Source organism: Pseudocitrobacter vendiensis (assembly GCF_943590815.1).
GTDB lineage: Bacteria > Pseudomonadota > Gammaproteobacteria > Enterobacterales > Enterobacteriaceae > Pseudocitrobacter > Pseudocitrobacter vendiensis.
Map to the genome: position 1 here is coordinate 89,772 of NZ_CALSBS010000014.1, position 19,488 is coordinate 109,259.

Here is a 19,488-nt window from a genome sequence, read left to right on the forward strand (position 1 = left end):
TTCACAATAGGGCGCGAATATTACGCAAAACGCGAGCCTTTGACAAGTGCTACCATCAATACACGCAGAAAAAAAACACAACTTTCACGGTAACGTTTATCTGAGCCGTTTTTTCAGTACAATCAGTGCTACAACTCTAACGTAAAACCTTCATTATCCCGTACGGATAAGTGGTAAACAGGACATTAAGCCCGGCTTTTGCGATGAATCTACAACAAATCAATGAGTTAACCGCGCAGGATATGGCGGGTGTCAATGCAACGATTCTTGAACAGCTCAACTCAGATGTTCAGCTCATCAATCAGTTGGGTTATTACATCGTCAGTGGAGGCGGAAAACGCATTCGCCCTATGATCGCCGTACTGGCCGCTCGCGCGGTCGGCTACGAGGGAAATGCCCATGTCACCATCGCTGCGCTGATTGAGTTTATCCACACCGCCACGCTGCTGCACGACGATGTGGTGGATGAATCCGACATGCGCCGCGGGAAAGCGACCGCGAATGCCGCCTTTGGGAATGCGGCAAGCGTCCTGGTCGGCGATTTCATCTACACCCGTGCGTTCCAGATGATGACCAGTCTCGGCTCGCTGAAGGTGCTGGAAGTGATGTCGGAAGCGGTGAACGTGATTGCTGAAGGCGAAGTGCTGCAGTTGATGAACGTCAACGACCCGGACATCACCGAAGAAAACTACATGCGCGTGATTTACAGTAAAACCGCGCGCCTGTTTGAAGCGGCATCCCAGTGTTCCGGCCTGCTTGCAGGCTGTACGCCAGAGCAGGAAAAAGGTTTGCAGGATTATGGGCGCTATCTCGGTACTGCTTTCCAGTTGATTGATGATTTACTGGATTACAGCGCCGATGGCGAGACGCTCGGTAAAAACGTGGGTGATGACCTCAACGAGGGCAAGCCGACCCTGCCGCTGCTGCACGCTATGCGTAACGGTACCCCGGAACAAGCGCTGCTGATTCGCGGTGCGATTGAGCAGGGTAACGGGCGTCATCTGCTGGAGCCGGTTCTGGAAGCCATGGCGGCCTGTGGCTCGCTGGAGTGGACGCGTCAGCGCGCCGAAGAAGAAGCGGATAAAGCTATTGCCGCCCTCTCACCGCTGCCTGATTCTCAATGGCGCGATGCGCTTATCGCCCTCGCCCACATCGCTGTTCAACGCGACCATTAATCCTGTCTGTCTCTCCCGCGCACATAGCGGGAGAGTTCCAGTAAAATCCAAAAAATGATTATTCATGCCTGATAGCGTCGAAAATTTGATGTTTTCTGAATTTAGCCTCAACTTACATGAACTTTTTAGAGCTTACCAACAGGAAGCGCTATAGTACTCCCGTGCTGTTTTCACGAACAATTTAGCTTCTGAACAGGGAGATAACATGGATAAGTTTATTGACTGGCACCCTGCGGATATCATCGCGGGTCTGCGCAAAAAAGGCACAACAATGGCGGCGGAATCCCGTAAGAATGGCCTGAGTTCCTCTACGCTTGCCAACGTTCTGTCGCGCCCGTGGCCGAAAGGTGAGCTGATTATCGCCAAAGCGCTGGGTACTGAGCCGTGGGTTATCTGGCCGTCACGCTATCACGACCCTATCACGCATCAGTTTATTGATAAGACGCAGTCGATGCGTCAGACGAAAAAGAAATAAACCTCAGAAAGCACAACGCCTCTCACGCTGCACGTAAGAGGCGTTGTGAGAAGAACGATTACTCGCCCTTCACACGTTCGATATTCGCACCCAGCGCGCGCAGTTTGTCTTCAATGCGCTCGTAGCCACGGTCGATGTGATAGATACGGTCAACAATGGTGGTACCTTCCGCGATGCAACCTGCCAGCACCAGGCTTGCAGACGCGCGCAGATCGGTCGCCATTACCTGAGCGCCGGAGAGTTTCTCAACGCCGTGACAGATAGCCGTATTGCTTTCGATTTCCGCACGCGCGCCCATACGGATCAGTTCCGGAATGTGCATGAAACGGTTTTCGAAGATAGTTTCGGTGATCACACCCGTCCCTTCCGCCAGCATATTCAGCAGGGTGAACTGCGCCTGCATGTCGGTCGGGAAGCCAGGGTGCGGCGCGGTACGCACGTTCACCGCTTTCGGACGCTGACCGTGCATATCCAGGCTGATCCAGTCGCTGCCGACTTCAATTTCAGCACCGGCTTCACGCAGTTTCGCCAGTACGGCATCGAGCGTTTCCGGGCACGCGTTACGGCAGATGATTTTGCCGCGAGAGATGGCCGCCGCCACGAGGAAAGTACCGGTTTCGATACGGTCTGGCAGTACGCGGTAAACGCCGCCACCCAGGCGTTTTACGCCTTCGATGGTGATGCGATCGGTGCCCTGACCGCTGATTTTCGCGCCCAGCGCAACGAGGAAGTTTGCTGTATCGACAATTTCCGGCTCGCGCGCGGCGTTTTCGATGATGGTGGTGCCTTCAGCAAGGGTAGCCGCTGACATAATGGTCACGGTGGCGCCAACGCTCACTTTGTCCATCACGATGTGCGCGCCTTTCAGGCGGCCATCAACGGAGGCTTTCACGTAGCCTTCTTCCAGCTTGATGGTCGCACCGAGCTGTTCCAGGCCGGTAATGTGCAGGTCAACCGGACGCGCACCAATGGTACAGCCGCCCGGCAGTGAAACCTGCCCCTGACCAAAACGCGCTACCAGCGGACCAAGAGCCCAGATGGACGCACGCATGGTTTTCACCAGTTCATACGGCGCGCAGAAGATGTTCACACCGCTTGCATCAATGTGTACCGAACCATTGCGCTCAACTTTCGCGCCTAGCTGGCTCAGCAGCTTCATCGACGTATCAACGTCTTTCAGTTTCGGGACGTTTTGAATCTCTACCGGCTCTTCCGCCAGCAGTGCGGCGAAGAGGATTGGCAGTGCGGCATTTTTAGCGCCGGAAATAGACACTTCGCCCTGGAGCTTAGTCGGCCCCTGAACACGGAATTTATCCATTATTCTGTTCTCTGTTAAAAGTCATACTCGCCATCGATTCACGCCTTTACAGGCGAATCCATGGCTCAAAATCCGTTAAGTTTACGGTCGCGTGCCCACTCTTGCGGGGTATACGCTTTGATTGACAGGGCATGGATGCGGTTGTCCGCAATATACTCCATCAGCGGGGCATAGATAGTCTGCTGCTTCTTGACCCGGCTCATGCCGTCAAACATCTCACCCACCGCGATAACCTGAAAGTGGCTGCCATCGCCCGAGACGATCGCTTCCTGAAGGGAGAGTGCATTCATCAGCACGGTCTGAATTTCATGATTTTCCATGGGTTCACATTTTTATCTGATAGAGAAAACAGCCCAACATCTTAGAGGAAAGTGACGCAGGCTTAAACAATCAAAAAGCCCCATCGTGCAGATTGATGGGGCTTTGAGAGTAATCAGCAGCAATAACGCACTGAAAGTATTATGGGATCATATCTGCTGGCAGATTATACAACCCGGCGAGCGTGGCGACGTTTTCGCTCACACCTTTAACGCTGGCTGTATTTCCCTGACGGCGGATCAGCTCGATAAAGTGGATTAATAACGCGAGGCCAGCGGTATCGACGCGGCTTAGACCACTTAAATCAATCACCTGAGCGCCGCTCGTGGCTTCGGCTCTGGCGTCCCACAGGGGGACCAGTAGATCTTGATCCAGTTCACCGTGCAGCGACAGGATATCCCCGTCGCGCGTCCAGCTTAGCTGTTCCATTATTTTTTCTGTTCCAGCGTAATCGGCTGGTTAGAGATAGATTTCAACTGTGCGGTAAGGCCATCAATGCCTTTGGTACGCAGCAGGTCGCTCCACTCGTTTTGCTTGGTGGTGATCATGCTCACCCCTTCCGCAATCATGTCGTAAGCCTGCCAGTTACCCGTCTGGGTGTTTTTACGCCACTGGAAATCCAGACGCACTGGCGGACGGCCATTCGGGTCGATAATGGTTACACGGATTGGCACGATAGACGCGTCATTCAGCGGCTGTTCCGGCGCGATCTGGTAGGTCTGACCATGGTACATGGCCAGCGCCTGGCCGTATGCCTGTTTCAGGTATTCACGGAATGCCGCGAAGTAAGCATCACGCTGTGCGGGCGTCGCATCTTTGTAGTAACGGCCCAGCACCAGCGCTCCGGCATATTTTACCTGCACGTACGGCAGAAGTTCCTGATCGACCACGTCGCGCAGATAGTTCGGATTCGCGCGAATTTTCGGCTGTTCATTTTTCAGGCGATCAAAAGTTTTCTGCGCCGCTTCATTCATCAGCTTGTACGGGTTGGACTGGTCAGCCGCCGTTGCCGCAGTTAACGGGGCAATCACCAGCATAGCGACCATCAATAAGCGTTTAAACATGAGTTACGTCTCCTGAAATTAATTCGTCGAGCCAGCAGCAGGCGCCGCAGCATCAGTATGTCCTTCGCCGGAGCTCTGCGCATCGCCTGAATTCTTATTGTCACTGCCTTTACTGTTGTAAAGGAACTGACCGATTAAATCTTCCAGCACCATGGCAGATTTGGTGTCCTGAATGGTACCGCCATCTTTAAGGATAGACGTTCCCAGCTCCGGGTCCTCAAAACCAACGTTCAGGGCCAGATACTGTTCCCCCAGCAGCCCGGAGGTGCGAATCGCCAGCGAGCTGGTATCCGGGATATGGTTGTAACGCTCTTCGATATCCAGCGCTACACGCGGCAGATAGGTTTTTGGGTCGAGGGTGATGTCCGCGACGCGGCCAATCACAACCCCACCAATACGCACCGGCGAACGCGCTTTCAGGCCGCCGATGTTATCGAAGGTGGCGTAAATGCGGTATGTCGGCTCCGTACGCAGCGAGGTAACATCCGCCGCTTTCAGGCAGATAAACAGCGCCGCCAGCATGGCAACCAGCAAAAAGATACCGACCCAGATTTCACTCTTTTTCGTTTGCATTCACTCAATTCCCAAACATCAGTGCCGTCAGCACAAAGTCCAACCCAAGTACCGCCAGCGACGAATGCACCACGGTGCGCGTTGTCGCCCGGCTGATCCCGGCAGAAGTAGGGATCGCATCGTAACCGTTGAATAACGCAATCCATGTAACCGTAATGGCGAAGACCACGCTCTTAATCAGGCAGTTCACCAGATCAAGGCGGAAATCCACCGCATTTTGCATTGCCGACCAGAAGAAGCCCGCATCAATACCTTTCCAGCTCACGCCAACCAGCGAACCACCCCAGACGCCAACCGCGACGAACATAATCGTCAGCAACGGAAGCGAGATGACGCCCGCCCAGAAGCGTGGAGAAATAACACGACGTAACGGGTCGACCGCCATCATCTCCATGCTGGAAAGCTGTTCCGTCGCGCGCATCAGGCCGATTTCCGCCGTCAGTGCGGAACCTGCACGGCCTGCAAACAGCAGCGCGGCAACCACCGGCCCCAGCTCGCGCAGCAGCGACAGCGCCACCAGCATGCCTAAACTGGTTTCCGCGCTATAGGTGGTTAGAACCAGATACCCCTGAAGCCCCAGCACCATACCGATGAACACGCCGGACACAAGGATGATGAGCATCGATAGCACACCAACGTTATAGAGCTGGCGCACCAGCAACGGCGCGTGCTTGCGAAACTCCGGCTTGCCGACGATGGCATTGAATAACATTAACCCAGCGCGCCCGAACGTCGCGAGAGTCTTAATCCCGCGATGGCCCAGCGCGGCCAGTGCATTTAACAGCATGAGTAAGTTAGCTCCCTGTTCCTAAGAGATCGCGGCGATAGTCGCCCGCAGGATAGCGGAACGGCACAGGCCCATCGGCAATGCCGTCGAGGAACTGGCGTACCCGGGGATCATCGTTTTCCTGCAACGCTGACGCGCTCCCGTGCGCGACAATTTTTTTATCCGCCACGATGTAGGCGTAATCCGCGATACTCAGCACTTCTGGCACATCGTGCGAAACCACGACACAAGTGACACCAAGCGCGCTATTGAGTTCCGAAATCAGTTTGACCAGAACGCCCATAGTGATGGGGTCCTGACCAACAAAAGGTTCATCAAACATAATGAGGTCAGGCTCAAGCGCGATAGCGCGCGCCAGCGCCGCACGTCGCGCCATGCCGCCGGAGAGCTCTGACGGCATCAATTTCGCTGCCCCACGCAGGCCAACGGCTTCCAGTTTCATCATCACCGTGCTTTTCAGCAAAGCGGGAGGAAGCCGCGTGTGCTCACGAATAGGATAGGCAACATTGTCAAAAACGTTCATGTCGGTGAACAGCGCACCGGACTGAAACAGCATGCTCATGCGTTTACGCACGGTATACAGGCGCGAGCGGGACATCTCCGGCACATTCTCGCCGTCAAACAGGATCTCGCCGCTGTCCGGTGGGATCTGCCCGCCAATCAGGCGCAGCAGTGTGGTTTTGCCGATGCCGGACGGCCCCATAATGGCAGTAATTTTTCCGCGCGGCACCGAAAGCGAGATATTGTCAAAGATAACACGGTTCCCGCGCGTAAAGCTCATTCCCCGGACATCAACAAGATTCGCTAAACTCTGGCTCATACGTTTCCCTTTACCAGGACCTTAACAGGGTGAGCATGGAATGATTCCCTGCCCTAAACCCGACATTCTTACAGAATCTGCTCTGCTTTGGTTAACGAAATCTGGCATTTGTTTTACTTTTACAGCGCATAAAGTCAAAATTAAGAATTCGTTACGACCAGGCGTTACGGACTAGCGATTATACCTTAAGAAAGGACTTTGAATGCTTTTAGCGACGGCTCTGTTCATAATTGGTTTACTTCTGGTGGTTTACAGCGCCGACCGTCTGGTTTACTCCGCATCAATACTGTGTCGCGCGGTAGGTATTCCGCCGCTGATTATTGGTCTGACAGTGGTCAGCGTCGGCACATCATTACCGGAAATTATTGTATCTTCCGCCGCCGCGCTGCACGGGCAGGTCGATCTAGCCATTGGCACCGCCATTGGTTCGAATATCATCAATATTTTATTAATCCTCGGACTTGCCGCCTTACTGCACCCTTTTACCGTGCATTCTGATATCCTGCGCCGCGAAATTCCCTTAATGTTAATCGTCAGCCTGCTGGCGGGCTATGTGTTGTATGATGGTGAATTATCACTGTTTGATGGCGTTTTTTTGCTCGCGCTGGCGGTGCTTTGGTTGCTGTTTACCGTTAAAATCGCCCGGCTGGCGGAACGTCAGGGAAACGATAGCCTGACCCGCGAACAGGTCGCGGAACTGCCTCGCGAAGGGTCGCTGCCGGTTGCGTTCCTGTGGCTCGGTATCGCATTGATTATTATGCCCATGGCGACGCGTATGGTTGTGGATAACGCCACCGTACTGGCCAATTTCTTTGCCATGAGCGAGTTGACGATTGGCTTGACCGCCATTGCGCTGGGCACCAGTCTCCCAGAACTGGCAACGGCAATCGCGGGCGTGCGCAAAGGCGAAAATGACATTGCCATTGGTAATATTATCGGCTCCAACTTTTTTAATATCGCCATTGTTCTTGGAATACCGGCGCTGCTTGCGCCTGGCGCGTTTAACCCACTGGCCTTCACCCGCGATTACGGGGTGATGGTTATCGTGAGCGTGATTTTTGCGTTGCTGTGCTGGCGACGTCAACAAATTGGCCGCGTGGCGGGCGCGCTCTTAACCGGCGGGTTTATCGCATGGCTGGCGATGCTCTGGTGGGCGACGCCGCTCTTTGTAGAATGAATCGGGATAACATTATGTCGCAAATCGATTTGCAACCGGGTTTTGACTTCCAGAAAGCCGGGAAAGAGGTGCTGGAGATTGAACGCGAGGGTCTGGCCCAGCTCGATCAATACATCAACGACGACTTCAGCCGCGCCTGTGAGAAAATCTTCTATTGCAGCGGTAAAGTCGTGGTAATGGGCATGGGAAAATCCGGGCATATTGGCCGCAAAATGGCTGCGACATTTGCCAGCACCGGCACCTCCGCGTTCTTCGTGCATCCGGGCGAAGCCGCACACGGCGATTTGGGCATGGTGACGCCGCACGATATCGTCATCGCCTTGTCTAACTCTGGTGAATCAAACGAAATTCTGGCGTTGATCCCGGTTCTGAAACGTTTGCAGGTGCCGCTGATTTGCATGACCAGCCGCCCGGAAAGCAGTATGGGCCGCGCGGCGGATATCCATCTGTGCGTGAAAGTGCCGAAAGAAGCCTGCCCGTTAGGTCTGGCGCCGACTTCCAGCACTACCGCGGCGCTGGTGATGGGTGATGCGCTGGCGGTTGCGCTGCTAAAAGCGCGCGGTTTCACTGCCGAAGATTTTGCGCTTTCTCACCCCGGTGGCGCACTCGGTCGTAAGCTGTTGCTGCGCGTAAACGACATTATGCACACCGGCGACGACATTCCGCGCGTCAACAAAGAAGCCTCTTTGCGTGATGCGCTGCTGGAAATTACCCGCAAAAACCTCGGCATGACGGTAATTTGCGATGAAAACATGAAGATCGACGGTATCTTTACCGATGGTGACCTGCGCCGCATCTTTGATAATGGCGCCGATTTACGTAGCCTGAGCATCGCCGATGTCATGACCCCAGGCGGCATTCGTATCCGTCCGGGTACGCTGGCCGTTGACGCGTTAAACCTGATGCAATCACGCCACGTCACCTGCGTGCTGGTTGCTGAGGGCGATCACCTGCTGGGCGTCATCCATATGCATGATTTACTGCGCGCAGGCGTAGTGTAAAAGGATTAAAAACAATGAGTAATGCTGTCACTTCCGTGGCAACCTGTTACGGCCCGGTGAGTACCGAATTTATTGAGAAAGCGGCGAAAATTCGCCTGCTGATCCTCGACGTCGACGGCGTGCTGTCCGATGGTCTGATTTACATGGGGAATAACGGCGAAGAGCTGAAAGCGTTTAACGTGCGTGATGGCTACGGTATTCGCTGTGCCCTGACGTCCGGAATCGAAGTTGCCATTATTACCGGGCGAAAAGCTAAACTGTTAGAAGACCGCTGTGATACGTTAGGAATTACCCATCTTTATCAAGGGCAATCCGATAAACTTATCGCCTATCGCGAGCTGCTCGGCAAGCTCAGTTTGCAGGCCGATGAAGTCGCTTATGTGGGCGACGATCTCATCGACTGGCCGGTCATGGCGGAAGTGGGTTTAAGCGTTGCGGTCAATGACGCGCATCCGCTGTTGCTGCCGCGTGCGGATTACGTCACCCGTATTGCCGGTGGGCGCGGCGCGGTCCGCGAAGTGTGCGATCTCCTGTTGCTGGCGCAAGGGAAGTTAGAGGAAGCCAAAGGGCAATCGATATGAGTAAAACCAGACGTTGGGTTATTATCCTGCTTTCGCTTGCGGCGCTCGTCCTCATTGGCGTGAATCTGGCCAGCAATGATGATGACGGTCAGGCGGTGGTTAACAGCAACGACCCAACTTATAAAAGCGAACATACCGATACGGTGGTCTACAGCCCTGAAGGCGCGTTGAATTATCGATTAATCGCAGAACACGTCGAGTATTTTTCCGACGAAGCTGTCTCGTGGTTTACCCAGCCGAGACTGACCACCTTTGACACTGATAAAGTGCCAACCTGGTCAATCAAAGCCGATAAAGCGAAGCTGACAAACGATCGCATGCTGTACCTTTATGGTCACGTTGAAGTTAACGCCCTGACCCCTGACGCGCAATTGCGCAAAATTACGACGGATAACGCCCAGATCAACCTGGTCACCCAGGATGTTACCTCTGATGATTTGGTGACGTTATACGGAACGACATTTAATTCCAGCGGCCTGAAAATGCGCGGCAATTTACGCAGCAAGAACGCCGAGCTGATTGAAAAGGTTAGAACCTCCTATGAAATTCAGAACAAACAAACTCAGCCTTAAGCTGGCGCTCGCCGGTTCTCTGCTGGCAGCCAGCCTGCCGGCACTGGCACTGACTGGTGATACTGACCAGCCGATTCATATTGAATCCGATCAGCAGTCGCTGGATATGCAGGGCAATATCGTCACCTTTACCGGCAACGTTATTGTGACCCAGGGCAGTATCAAAATTAACGCCGACAAGGTGGTGGTGACCCGTCCTGGCGGCGAAAAAGGCAAAGAGGTGATCGACGGCTACGGTAACCCGGCGACCTTCTACCAGATGCAGGACAACGGCAAGCCGGTGAAAGGCCACGCCGCCAAAATGCATTATGAACTGCAAAGTGATTTCGTGGTGCTGACCGGCAACGCATATCTGGAACAGGTGGACAGCAACATCAAGGGCGACAAAATCACTTACCTGGTTAAAGAACAGAAAATGCAGGCGTTTAGCGAAAAAGGTAAACGCGTAACGACCGTTCTGGTTCCGTCCCAGTTGCAGGACAAGAACAAAAACCAGGCTCCGGCACAGAAGAAGAGTAACTGATTCGTTATGGCGACATTAATTGCAAAAAACCTGGCAAAAGCCTACAAAGGCCGTCGCGTGGTAGAGGATGTCAGTCTGACCGTCAACTCCGGTGAGATTGTAGGCCTGCTTGGGCCGAACGGCGCGGGTAAAACCACTACCTTCTACATGGTGGTTGGTATCGTGCCGCGCGACGCGGGTAATATCATCATTGATGATGAAGATATCAGCCTGCTGCCGCTGCACGCCCGTGCGCGCCGCGGGATTGGCTATCTGCCGCAGGAAGCGTCCATTTTCCGTCGTCTGAGCGTGTATGACAACCTGATGGCGGTGCTGCAAATTCGTGACGATCTCACCAGTGAACAGCGCGAAGACCGCTGTAACGAGCTGATGGAAGAGTTCCACATCGAACACCTTCGCGACAACATGGGTCAATCGCTCTCTGGTGGCGAACGTCGCCGCGTAGAGATCGCCCGCGCGCTGGCCGCAAATCCGAAATTTATCCTGCTGGATGAACCGTTTGCGGGCGTTGACCCGATCTCCGTTATCGATATCAAACACATCATTGAGCATCTGCGCGACAGCGGTCTCGGCGTGTTAATCACCGACCACAACGTCCGCGAAACGCTGGCGGTGTGTGAGCGTGCGTATATCGTCAGCCAGGGGCAGCTTATCGCCCACGGCACCCCGACAGAGATCTTACAAGACGAACATGTTAAACGTGTGTATCTTGGGGAAGACTTCAGACTCTGATAGGGTAGAAGTATGAGAGAGGTTAGCCGGAGATTATCGCACTGAACATGAAGCAAGGTTTGCAATTAAGGCTCAGCCAACAGCTCGCCATGACGCCACAGCTGCAACAGGCAATTCGCTTGTTACAGCTGTCGACGCTGGAACTGCAGCAGGAACTTCAGCAAGCGCTGGAGAGCAATCCCCTGCTTGAGCAAACCGATATTCATGAAGAAATCGATGCCAAAGAGACGCCGGATAACGAAACGTTAGACAGCGCCGACGCGCTCGAACAGAAAGATATGCCGGAAGAGCTGCCGCTCGACGCCAGCTGGGATGAAATCTACACCGCCGGAACGCCTTCCGGCACGGGCGCAGATTACCAGGATGACGAACTGCCGGTCTATCAGGGCGAAACAACCCAGTCCCTTCAGGATTACCTGATGTGGCAGGTGGAACTCACGCCGTTTACCGATACCGACCGGGCGATAGCCACCTCCATCGTTGACGCCGTTGACGATACCGGTTATCTGACCGTCCCGCTGGAAGATATCCGCGAGAGCATGGGTGATGACGAAATCGGTCTGGATGAAGTCGAAGCCGTGCTTAAACGAATCCAGCGATTCGACCCGGTGGGCGTTGCCGCCCGCGATCTCCGCGATTGCCTGCTTATTCAGCTCTCTCAGTTTGCCAAAGAAACCCCTCGCCTCGCCGAAGCCCGTCTGATCATCAGCGACCATCTCGATCTGCTTGCCAACCACGATTTCCGATCGTTAATGCGCGTCACGCGTCTGAAAGAAGACGTGTTGAAAGAAGCGGTGGATCTGATTCAGTCACTGGATCCACGTCCGGGTCAATCGATACAGACCGGTGAGCCGGAATATGTCATTCCTGATGTGCTGGTGCGCAAAGTCAGTGGCCGCTGGGTGGTAGAACTTAACGCCGACAGCATTCCACGTCTGCAAATTAATCAGCACTACGCGGGCATGTGTAACAACGTCCGTAACGACGCCGACAGCCAGTTTATTCGCAGCAATCTGCAGGATGCGAAGTGGCTGATTAAAAGTCTTGAGAGCCGCAACGACACGTTGCTGCGCGTCAGCCGCTGCATCGTTGAGCAGCAGCAGGCGTTTTTTGAGTCCGGCGAAGAGTATATGAAACCGATGGTGCTGGCGGATATCGCCCAGACCGTCGAGATGCATGAGTCCACCATTTCACGCGTGACTACGCAGAAGTATTTGCATAGCCCGCGCGGCATTTTTGAGCTTAAGTATTTCTTCTCAAGCCATGTGAATACCGAGGGTGGCGGCGAAGCCTCATCCACGGCGATTCGCGCGCTGGTGAAGAAATTGATTGCCGCGGAAAATCCCGCGAAACCACTAAGCGACAGTAAGCTGACCTCTATGCTCTCCGATCAGGGTATCATGGTGGCCCGCCGAACCGTTGCAAAGTACCGAGAGTCTTTATCCATTCCGCCGTCTAACCAGCGTAAACAACTGGTCTGACTCAACTGATAAGGAAGACACTATGCAGCTCAACATCACTGGACACAACGTCGAAATCACTGAAGCCCTGCGCGATTTCATCAACACGAAATTCGTGAAGCTGGAACAGTATTTTGAGAGGATCAATCAGGTCTATATTGTGTTAAAAGTGGAGAAATTGACGCACATCTCGGATGCGACCCTGCATGTTAACGGGGGCGAACTTCATGCCAGCGCGGAAGGGCAGGACATGTATGCCGCCATTGATCTGTTGATCGACAAACTGGCGCGGCAGCTTAATAAACATAAAGATAAACTGAAACAACACTAATTGTCCGGGCGGTCGCCCGATGCCGATAACGTGTCGGGCGATGCTTAGGTGAAATTATGATAAATAACGATTCGGCTCTACAACTGAGCAATGTGCTTAACCAGGAATGTACCCGCAGTGCGGTTCACTGCCAGAGTAAAAAACGTGCGCTGGAAATCATCAGTGAACTGGCGGCAAAGCAGTTAAGTCTGCCTCCGCAGGTGGTGTTCGAAGCGATTCTCACCCGCGAAAAAATGGGCAGTACCGGCATTGGCAATGGCATCGCCATTCCACACGGAAAGCTGGAAGAAGATACGCTGCGCGCCGTGGGCGTTTTTGTGCAGCTTGAAACGCCGATCGCGTTCGACGCCATCGACAATCAGCCTGTTGACCTGCTGTTTGCTTTGCTGGTGCCTGCGGACCAAACCAAAACGCATTTACATACGCTTTCACTGGTGGCGAAACGTCTGGCGGATAAAACCATCTGCCGCCGACTGCGTTCAGCGCAGAGCGACGAAGAGCTGTATCAAATCATCACAGAAACGGAAAACAGTGATGAAGCGTAAGGGAAATGAGTTCGTACTGAGGAGAAACGGTACATGGTACTGATGATCGTCAGCGGCCGCTCAGGCTCGGGTAAATCCGTGGCCTTACGGGCGCTGGAAGATATGGGTTTCTACTGTGTGGACAACCTGCCGGTAGTCCTGCTGCCAGAGCTTGCGAAAACGCTGGCCGACCGGGAGATCTCCGCCGCCGTCAGTATCGACGTGCGTAATATGCCGGAATCCCCGGAAATCTTCGAAAAAGCGATGGAAAATCTGCCGGACGCATTTTCTCCACAGTTGCTGTTCCTCGATGCCGATCGCAATACGCTGATCCGTCGTTACAGCGACACGCGCCGTCTGCATCCGCTCTCCAGTAAAAACTTGTCGCTCGAGAGCGCCATCGACAAAGAGAGCGACCTGCTCGAGCCGCTGCGCTCGCGCGCAGACCTTATCGTCGACACCTCCGAGATGTCGGTGCATGAGCTGGCAGAAATGCTGCGTACCCGCCTGCTGGGCAAACGCGAGCGTGAACTGACGATGGTGTTTGAATCCTTTGGCTTCAAGCACGGTATTCCTATTGATGCGGATTACGTCTTCGACGTACGCTTCCTGCCCAACCCGCACTGGGATCCGAAACTGCGTCCGATGACCGGCCTCGATAAACCGGTTGCCGCCTTCCTCGACAGGCATACGGAAGTCCATAACTTTATCTACCAGACCCGCAGCTATCTTGAGCTATGGTTACCTATGCTGGAAACCAATAACCGTAGCTATCTGACCGTGGCGATTGGCTGTACCGGCGGTAAACACCGTTCGGTGTATGTCGCCGAACAACTGGCTGACTACTTCCGCTCTCGCGGCAAGAACGTGCAGTCTCGTCACCGGACGCTGGAAAAACGTAAATCATGACCGTAAAGCAAACCGTTGAAATCACCAACCGGCTGGGCATGCACGCCCGGCCTGCGATGAAGCTGTTTGAACTGATGCAGGGTTTTGATGCGGAAGTGCTGCTGCGCAACGACGAAGGCACCGAAGCAGAAGCCAACAGCGTGATTGCGCTGCTGATGCTGGATTCCGCCAAAGGACGCCAGATTGAAGTGGAAGCCTCCGGCCCGCAGGAAGTGGAAGCCCTGGCCGCGGTTATCGCACTGTTTGAATCCGGGTTTGATGAAGATTAAGTAGTCTCCCTTCCCCATGCCGGATGGCGGCTTCGCCTTATCCGGCCTACGAAAAGCGCCTCTACTGTAAAAACGCCATTCGGCGTTTTTTTTGTTATCCCTGTACAATTTGTGCTCTTTCCTGTCTAAGATTAACCTTAAGAAAACCTTAATTTGCTTTGTTTATGTTTCATTTAAGTTTCGTGTCGATACTGGTTAATTGTCAGCAAATAATTCCAGGAGCGCGTCATGTTACATTTATCGGATCACACCCCCCTGGGCACCGGAAGACATCGTAAATGTTATGCGCATCCGGATGATGCCCAACGCTGCATTAAAATCGTCTACAACAACGACGATGGCGGTGATAAAGAGACGAAACGTGAGTTGGGCTACTACGCACATCTCAATCGTTATCTGAAGGACTGGAGTGGGATCCCGCGTTATTACGGCACCGTTGAGACCGACTGCGGAACAGGTTACGTCTATGACGTGATCAGCGACTTTGACGGCAAACCGTCTATCACCTTAAAACAGTTCGCTATGGAGTGTCGCTACGAAGAAGATCTGGTCGTATTGCGTCAGATCCTGCGATCGTTGAAGAAGTACATCTCCGAAAACCACATTGTGACCATGACGCTGAAACCGGCTAATATTCTGTGCCACCGCATCAGTGAATCAGAAGTGGTGCCGGTTATCTGCGACAACATTGGCGAATCGACCTTTATTCCTCTGGCCACCTGGTCAAAATGGTTCTGTCGTCGTAAGCAGGAACGTCTGTGGGAACGTTTTATTGCCCAGCCGGTACTGGCAGCCGCACTGAATAACAGCAAGCCGCGCGAAGAGCGCAGCACGCTGGAGCTCTCTTCTCGCAAAGCTTAATGCAGTTGGTGGCGGGTCATGAAGGATTCGCCGCCGAGCTGACGCATCTGACGCAGTATCCACGCCTGACGGCTACGCACGTAGCCTGAAGGGGCATCCGCTTTAAAGCGAAGCGGGTTTGGTAGTACGGCGGCTAACAGCGCCGCTTCCGACATGGTCAGCCTGCTGGCGGATTTATGGAAATAGCGCTGTGCAGCGGCTTCTACGCCAAAAATGCCCTCACCAAACTCAGCGATATTCAGGTAAACGGTCAGGATACGCTTCTTACTCCAGACTGTTTCAATCCCCACCGTCAACCCCGCTTCCAGCCCTTTGCGTAACCAGCTGCGTCCATCCCACAGCAGCAGGTTTTTCGTCGTCTGCTGGGACAACGTCGACGCGCCGCGAATGCGGTTTTCATTGCGTTCATTGTGTGAAAGCGCCTTTTCGATCGCCTGAACATCAAACCCCCAGTGCTCCGGGAATTTCTGATCTTCGGCAGCGATCACCGCCAGCCCCATCCACGGCGATATCTCATCCATGCTGACCCAGTCGGAATGCGCCACATAATGAAAATCGCCGCTCAGCCAGGCACTTAGCTGGCGCTCGACCATTACCGCAGAAAACGGAACTGGCACAAAGCTAAACAGCGCAATACCGCCGCCCCAGAAAAGCACCAGCACCAGCGTGATGCGCCAGACAATACGTTTTATCCACTTCAGCGGTGAAACGCGCTTGCTCATTCAGCCAGTACCAGCACGCGCGCCACCAGCTTTTCAATCCCCTCAGCGGCTTCGGCGATGTTCTGCGCCAGCATATAAGCTGGCGTGGTGACCACTTTGTTGTCTTCATCAACAACGATGTCATCCACCGGGCACGGCACATGCTCCGCGCCCATTTCTTCCAGCACTTCTGCCGTGTCGATATCGGTGCCGATGGTAATGCGCAGCGGGAAATCAAAAATCTTCGGCAACATCGCCGGGGCGATACACATAAAGCCGAGCGGTTTACCCGCCTGATGCATTGCCTGCGCCAACGCTTTCAGATGCGCGTCAACCTCGCACGCAGCACCCTGCGTGGCGAAGTTAGAGAGGTTTTTCGCCGCGCCAAAACCGCCGGGCACAATCAGCGCATCCAGCTCTTCCGCCTGCGCACTGGCGAGCGGACGTACATCACCGCGCGCAATGCGCGCAGACTCGATCAGCACATTGCGGCTTTCACCCATCGCTTCCCCCGACAAGTGGTCGATAACATCGAACTGGCGCTTATCCGGCGCAAAGCACACGGCCTGCGCGCCGCTACGGGCAATGGCCAGCAGCGTAATGGTGGCTTCGTGAATTTCAGAGCCGTCATAGACACCGCAGCCGCTCAAAATAACGCCAACTTTTTTCATGATGCTTGTCCCTCGCTGTAACTGACTGAAGATTATTACTATTTCTGATTAACTCGCTATGCTTCACATATTTTGCTGATTCATGTAACAAATGTTTCAACTTTTGCTATCTTAATCTGCGTGTAATCGTATTCATCAGGTTGTGTCTAACCAAAATCCTATTACATCTTATGGCGCAGCCACGATTTCCCTGGTGTTGGCGCAGTGTTCGCGCACCCCGGTTTAGCCGGGGTCATTTTTTTTCAGCGTTCGCCACCCAGGATTTAAGCACCGCGACATCGTGCTGCCATTCGGTTTTCATCTCCTCAACCCATTCACCGACGTTATCCCACCAGGCCGGTAAATCAGGCGACTGGATCTGCTGCCCTAGCTGTTGCAGATGACGCAGACCGACGGAACCCGCCGCGCCCTTAATTTTGTGCCCTTCCTCGACAATACCTTTCTGATCGCGCGCGGTCAGATTCGATTCCAGCACCGCCAGATAACCCGGCATCATCTTCTCAAAGACCGCCAGGCCGTCGGTAATGAGCTTCGGCCCCACCAATTCGATGTACTGCTCCAGCATCGGAATATCCAGTAACTGCTGTGATTTACCTTGTTCTGTTGGCATTGCGGTGCTCTCCTCGTCGTCGGCGGTGTCCCAGAATTTTTTGATCATCGCGGTGAGGGCCGGTACTGATAACGGCTTGCTCAGCACATCATCCATCCCCGCTTCCAGATACTCTTTTTTATCTTTCAGCACGTTAGCCGTCAATGCCACCAGCGGCGGCAGATCATCAGCGGCAAATTTCTGTTTTAACTCGCGAGAGATATCCAGCCCGGTCATATCCGGCAATTGAATATCGAGCAGTACCAGGTCGTATTCGCCTGGCGTAAACATCTCCAGCGCAGCCTTCCCGGTCATCGCCACATCCACGCTGTTGCCGAGTTTTTCCAGCACCGAACGGGCGACAATGACGTTGAGTTCGATATCTTCCACCAGCAGTACGTTGAGCGCTGGCAGCGGCATATCGTCGTCGTCCAGCGTATCTTCCACTTCGTCGGCAACGGCGGGGGCGTGTACGGTCAGAACAAACGTCGAGCCCTGACCCGGATTGCTGGAGACTTCAATATCGCCGCCCATGTCGCGCGCCAGGCGACGCGAAACGGCCAGACCAATCCCGGTACCGGTAGCCGGCTTACCGCCCTGGCTGTCTTTCACCTGGTAATACATAGCAAAGATTTTATCCTGCTCTGCCTGTGGAATACCGATACCGGAGTCAGCCACTTCAAAGTGCAGCATATCGCCTTCGTCGTAACGAATGCGCACTTCAACTTTACCTTGTTGAGTGAATTTCACCGCATTGCTGATCAGGTTCCACAGAATCTGACGCAGACGCGTGCCGTCGGTAATCACTTTATGTGGCAGCGGTAAGCTCGGTTCCATGACGAAGCGCAGCCCTTTCTGTTGCGCCTGCAAGCCGGAGAGGTTTTCTAAATCGGAGAGGAAGCCAGTAAAGTCGATAGTCTGGTTATCCAGCTGAACTTTACGTCGCTCCATTTTATCCATATCGATGATATCGTTGAAGATATTCCCCAACGTCACCGCGGAAACATGGATGGTTTTCAGGTATTTTTCCTGCTCAGTGGTCAGGTCGGTATCAAGCAGAATACGGCTAAGGCCAACGATACCGTTAAGCGGCGTACGCAGTTCGTGGCTGATGGTGGAGATAAAGGTGGTCTTATCGCGACTGGCGCGCTCCAGGGCATCCTGATAGCGCTTACGCTCGGTGATATCGCGGCCAAAGCCCATCAAGCCGTGGCGTTTACCGACGCGATCGTAGTAAGGCACTTTACGGATTTCGAAGCAGGCTTTGCGGCCATCCGGGTAATCCAGCCACTGTTCATAGGTGAGCGAGACGTTATGACGGAACACTTTCTCATCGGTTTCCAGAACCTTTGCCGCAGCTTCCGGCGCGTAAACGTCTTCCGGGTGCAGATGAATAAGTTGCTTTTCACTCTTGCCGGTTAATAGCTCCATTGCCCGGTTACAGCCAGAAAACTCTTTATCTTCATTACGATAGAAAACCAGATCCGGTGACGCATCCAGGAAGGAACGCAGGAAGGAGGATTGTTGCTCAAGGCGGATTTGCGTCTCTTCACGCTCTTTCATCTCGACCTTCAGTTGCTCAAGCATTGTTTCACGCTCAGCTTCCGCTTTTTCACGATCGCTGATTTCCTGGTTGAGCTGCGAGATATTGTCTTTGAGTTGAACGTTAAGTTTGAGATCGCGCTCGCGCATCTCTTCGAGCTTCTCCACCAGCTTCGATAAGCGTTGGCGAGATTCTTCCAGTTGCTCGACCACCACCGATAAAAAGTAGACCGCCCACGGCGTAATCAACAGACCAAAGAAGATAGAGCGGATCACATCAATGCTTTCGACCTGCCCATGCAGCACCATGGTCACCGCCATCTGCACCACAATGGCCAGCACTACCAGCGCAAGGGCCAATAGCATTGAAAAGCGCACCAGACCCAGCTTCATCATCAGGTCGACGTAATACTGCGCCAGTAAACGGATTTGCTTCATAGGGGGTTCCTTCACGTCATCGTCGCTCAATAATACCCAATTCTGAGCAATGCGTTGAAGGTTGTGTGAAAAATGCG

At 53.7% G+C, this 19,488-nt stretch carries 24 protein-coding genes; 14 read left to right on the plus strand and 10 right to left on the minus strand.

Annotated features, from left to right (window positions below; translation table 11 throughout):
* Positions 1-203: 203 nt before the first annotated feature.
* Together ispB and sfsB are read left to right on the plus strand one after the other, a co-directional pair.
* Complete coding sequence (ispB, locus tag NMC31_RS15430) at positions 204-1,175, plus strand: octaprenyl diphosphate synthase (RefSeq protein ID WP_015962839.1); 972 nt, start codon at positions 204-206, stop codon at positions 1,173-1,175.
* A gap of 205 nt (positions 1,176-1,380) precedes the next feature.
* Positions 1,381-1,650 (plus strand): DNA-binding transcriptional regulator SfsB, encoded by a 270-nt coding sequence (gene sfsB / locus NMC31_RS15435; RefSeq protein ID WP_149463991.1) that lies wholly within the window; start codon positions 1,381-1,383, stop codon positions 1,648-1,650.
* A 58-nt stretch (positions 1,651-1,708) separates the two neighbouring features.
* Here sfsB and murA read toward each other — a convergent pair whose 3' ends face one another.
* From murA to mlaF, 7 genes are all read right to left on the minus strand, one after another.
* Positions 1,709-2,968 carry a UDP-N-acetylglucosamine 1-carboxyvinyltransferase gene (murA, locus tag NMC31_RS15440; RefSeq protein WP_015962837.1) on the minus strand — a complete coding sequence of 420 codons (1,260 nt, stop codon included), beginning with the start codon at positions 2,966-2,968 and terminating at the stop codon, positions 1,709-1,711.
* Positions 2,969-3,033: 65 nt separating this feature from the next.
* A complete protein-coding gene (ibaG, locus tag NMC31_RS15445; RefSeq protein WP_015962836.1) occupies positions 3,034-3,288 on the minus strand; it encodes a BolA family iron metabolism protein IbaG in 255 nt (84 codons plus the stop codon).
* Between the two features lie 139 nt (positions 3,289-3,427).
* A complete protein-coding gene (gene mlaB, locus NMC31_RS15450) occupies positions 3,428-3,718 on the minus strand; it encodes a lipid asymmetry maintenance protein MlaB (RefSeq protein ID WP_149463992.1) in 291 nt (96 codons plus the stop codon).
* Positions 3,715-4,350 (minus strand): phospholipid-binding protein MlaC, encoded by a 636-nt coding sequence (gene mlaC, locus NMC31_RS15455; RefSeq protein ID WP_015962834.1) that lies wholly within the window; start codon positions 4,348-4,350, stop codon positions 3,715-3,717. The genes mlaB and mlaC overlap by 4 nt, the downstream gene beginning before the upstream one ends.
* A gap of 18 nt (positions 4,351-4,368) precedes the next feature.
* The gene (mlaD, locus tag NMC31_RS15460; RefSeq protein WP_149463993.1) at positions 4,369-4,923 is read right to left on the minus strand and encodes an outer membrane lipid asymmetry maintenance protein MlaD; all 555 of its coding nucleotides are present in this window, start codon (positions 4,921-4,923) and stop codon (positions 4,369-4,371) included.
* Positions 4,924-4,927: 4 nt separating this feature from the next.
* A complete protein-coding gene (mlaE, locus tag NMC31_RS15465; RefSeq protein ID WP_149463994.1) occupies positions 4,928-5,710 on the minus strand; it encodes a lipid asymmetry maintenance ABC transporter permease subunit MlaE in 783 nt (260 codons plus the stop codon).
* A 7-nt stretch (positions 5,711-5,717) separates the two neighbouring features.
* Complete coding sequence (mlaF, locus tag NMC31_RS15470) at positions 5,718-6,530, minus strand: phospholipid ABC transporter ATP-binding protein MlaF (RefSeq protein WP_113858901.1); 813 nt, start codon at positions 6,528-6,530, stop codon at positions 5,718-5,720.
* Positions 6,531-6,732: 202 nt separating this feature from the next.
* Between mlaF and NMC31_RS15475 the strand changes: the two genes are divergently transcribed.
* The 12 genes from NMC31_RS15475 (at position 6,733) to yrbL (ending at position 15,470) form a co-directional block, all read left to right on the plus strand.
* Entirely contained in the window at positions 6,733-7,707 is a 975-nt protein-coding gene (locus NMC31_RS15475; protein ID WP_253898392.1) for a calcium/sodium antiporter, read from the plus strand.
* Between the two features lie 14 nt (positions 7,708-7,721).
* On the plus strand, positions 7,722-8,708 hold the full coding sequence (gene kdsD / locus NMC31_RS15480) for an arabinose-5-phosphate isomerase KdsD (RefSeq protein ID WP_253898393.1): 987 nt from the start codon (positions 7,722-7,724) through the stop codon (positions 8,706-8,708).
* Positions 8,709-8,722: 14 nt separating this feature from the next.
* Entirely contained in the window at positions 8,723-9,289 is a 567-nt protein-coding gene (gene kdsC, locus NMC31_RS15485) for a 3-deoxy-manno-octulosonate-8-phosphatase KdsC (protein WP_253898394.1), read from the plus strand.
* On the plus strand, positions 9,286-9,861 hold the full coding sequence (gene lptC / locus NMC31_RS15490) for an LPS export ABC transporter periplasmic protein LptC (protein WP_149463997.1): 576 nt from the start codon (positions 9,286-9,288) through the stop codon (positions 9,859-9,861). The genes kdsC and lptC overlap by 4 nt, the downstream gene beginning before the upstream one ends.
* The gene (gene lptA / locus NMC31_RS15495; RefSeq protein WP_149463998.1) at positions 9,830-10,384 is read left to right on the plus strand and encodes a lipopolysaccharide ABC transporter substrate-binding protein LptA; all 555 of its coding nucleotides are present in this window, start codon (positions 9,830-9,832) and stop codon (positions 10,382-10,384) included. Before lptC ends, lptA begins: the two co-directional genes overlap by 32 nt.
* Before the next feature lie 6 nt (positions 10,385-10,390).
* Complete coding sequence (lptB, locus tag NMC31_RS15500) at positions 10,391-11,116, plus strand: LPS export ABC transporter ATP-binding protein (protein WP_108474955.1); 726 nt, start codon at positions 10,391-10,393, stop codon at positions 11,114-11,116.
* A 47-nt stretch (positions 11,117-11,163) separates the two neighbouring features.
* Positions 11,164-12,597, plus strand: coding sequence for an RNA polymerase factor sigma-54 (rpoN, locus tag NMC31_RS15505; protein ID WP_149463999.1), 1,434 nt, complete (start codon positions 11,164-11,166; stop codon positions 12,595-12,597).
* Positions 12,598-12,619: 22 nt separating this feature from the next.
* Positions 12,620-12,907, plus strand: coding sequence for a ribosome hibernation promoting factor (gene hpf / locus NMC31_RS15510; protein ID WP_149464000.1), 288 nt, complete (start codon positions 12,620-12,622; stop codon positions 12,905-12,907).
* A 56-nt stretch (positions 12,908-12,963) separates the two neighbouring features.
* Positions 12,964-13,452, plus strand: a complete 489-nt coding sequence (gene ptsN / locus NMC31_RS15515) for a PTS IIA-like nitrogen regulatory protein PtsN (RefSeq protein ID WP_149464001.1) — start codon at positions 12,964-12,966, stop codon at positions 13,450-13,452.
* A gap of 33 nt (positions 13,453-13,485) precedes the next feature.
* Positions 13,486-14,340, plus strand: a complete 855-nt coding sequence (gene rapZ / locus NMC31_RS15520) for an RNase adapter RapZ (RefSeq protein WP_015962821.1) — start codon at positions 13,486-13,488, stop codon at positions 14,338-14,340.
* Entirely contained in the window at positions 14,337-14,609 is a 273-nt protein-coding gene (npr, locus tag NMC31_RS15525; RefSeq protein ID WP_015962820.1) for a PTS phosphocarrier protein NPr, read from the plus strand. Before rapZ ends, npr begins: the two co-directional genes overlap by 4 nt.
* A 228-nt stretch (positions 14,610-14,837) precedes the next feature.
* Positions 14,838-15,470: a PhoP regulatory network protein YrbL gene (gene yrbL, locus NMC31_RS15530; protein ID WP_253898395.1), complete on the plus strand. Its 633-nt coding sequence runs from the start codon at positions 14,838-14,840 to the stop codon at positions 15,468-15,470.
* Here the strand turns inward: yrbL and mtgA are convergent.
* The 3 genes from mtgA to arcB all read right to left on the minus strand — a co-directional run bounded on the left by mtgA (position 15,467) and on the right by arcB (position 19,411).
* Entirely contained in the window at positions 15,467-16,192 is a 726-nt protein-coding gene (gene mtgA, locus NMC31_RS15535; RefSeq protein ID WP_253898396.1) for a monofunctional biosynthetic peptidoglycan transglycosylase, read from the minus strand. The genes yrbL and mtgA overlap by 4 nt on opposite strands.
* The gene (gene elbB, locus NMC31_RS15540; protein WP_253898397.1) at positions 16,189-16,842 is read right to left on the minus strand and encodes an isoprenoid biosynthesis glyoxalase ElbB; all 654 of its coding nucleotides are present in this window, start codon (positions 16,840-16,842) and stop codon (positions 16,189-16,191) included. Before elbB ends, mtgA begins: the two co-directional genes overlap by 4 nt.
* 232 nt (positions 16,843-17,074) lie before the next feature.
* Positions 17,075-19,411 (minus strand): aerobic respiration two-component sensor histidine kinase ArcB, encoded by a 2,337-nt coding sequence (gene arcB / locus NMC31_RS15545; protein ID WP_149464005.1) that lies wholly within the window; start codon positions 19,409-19,411, stop codon positions 17,075-17,077.
* Positions 19,412-19,488 lie beyond the last annotated feature (77 nt).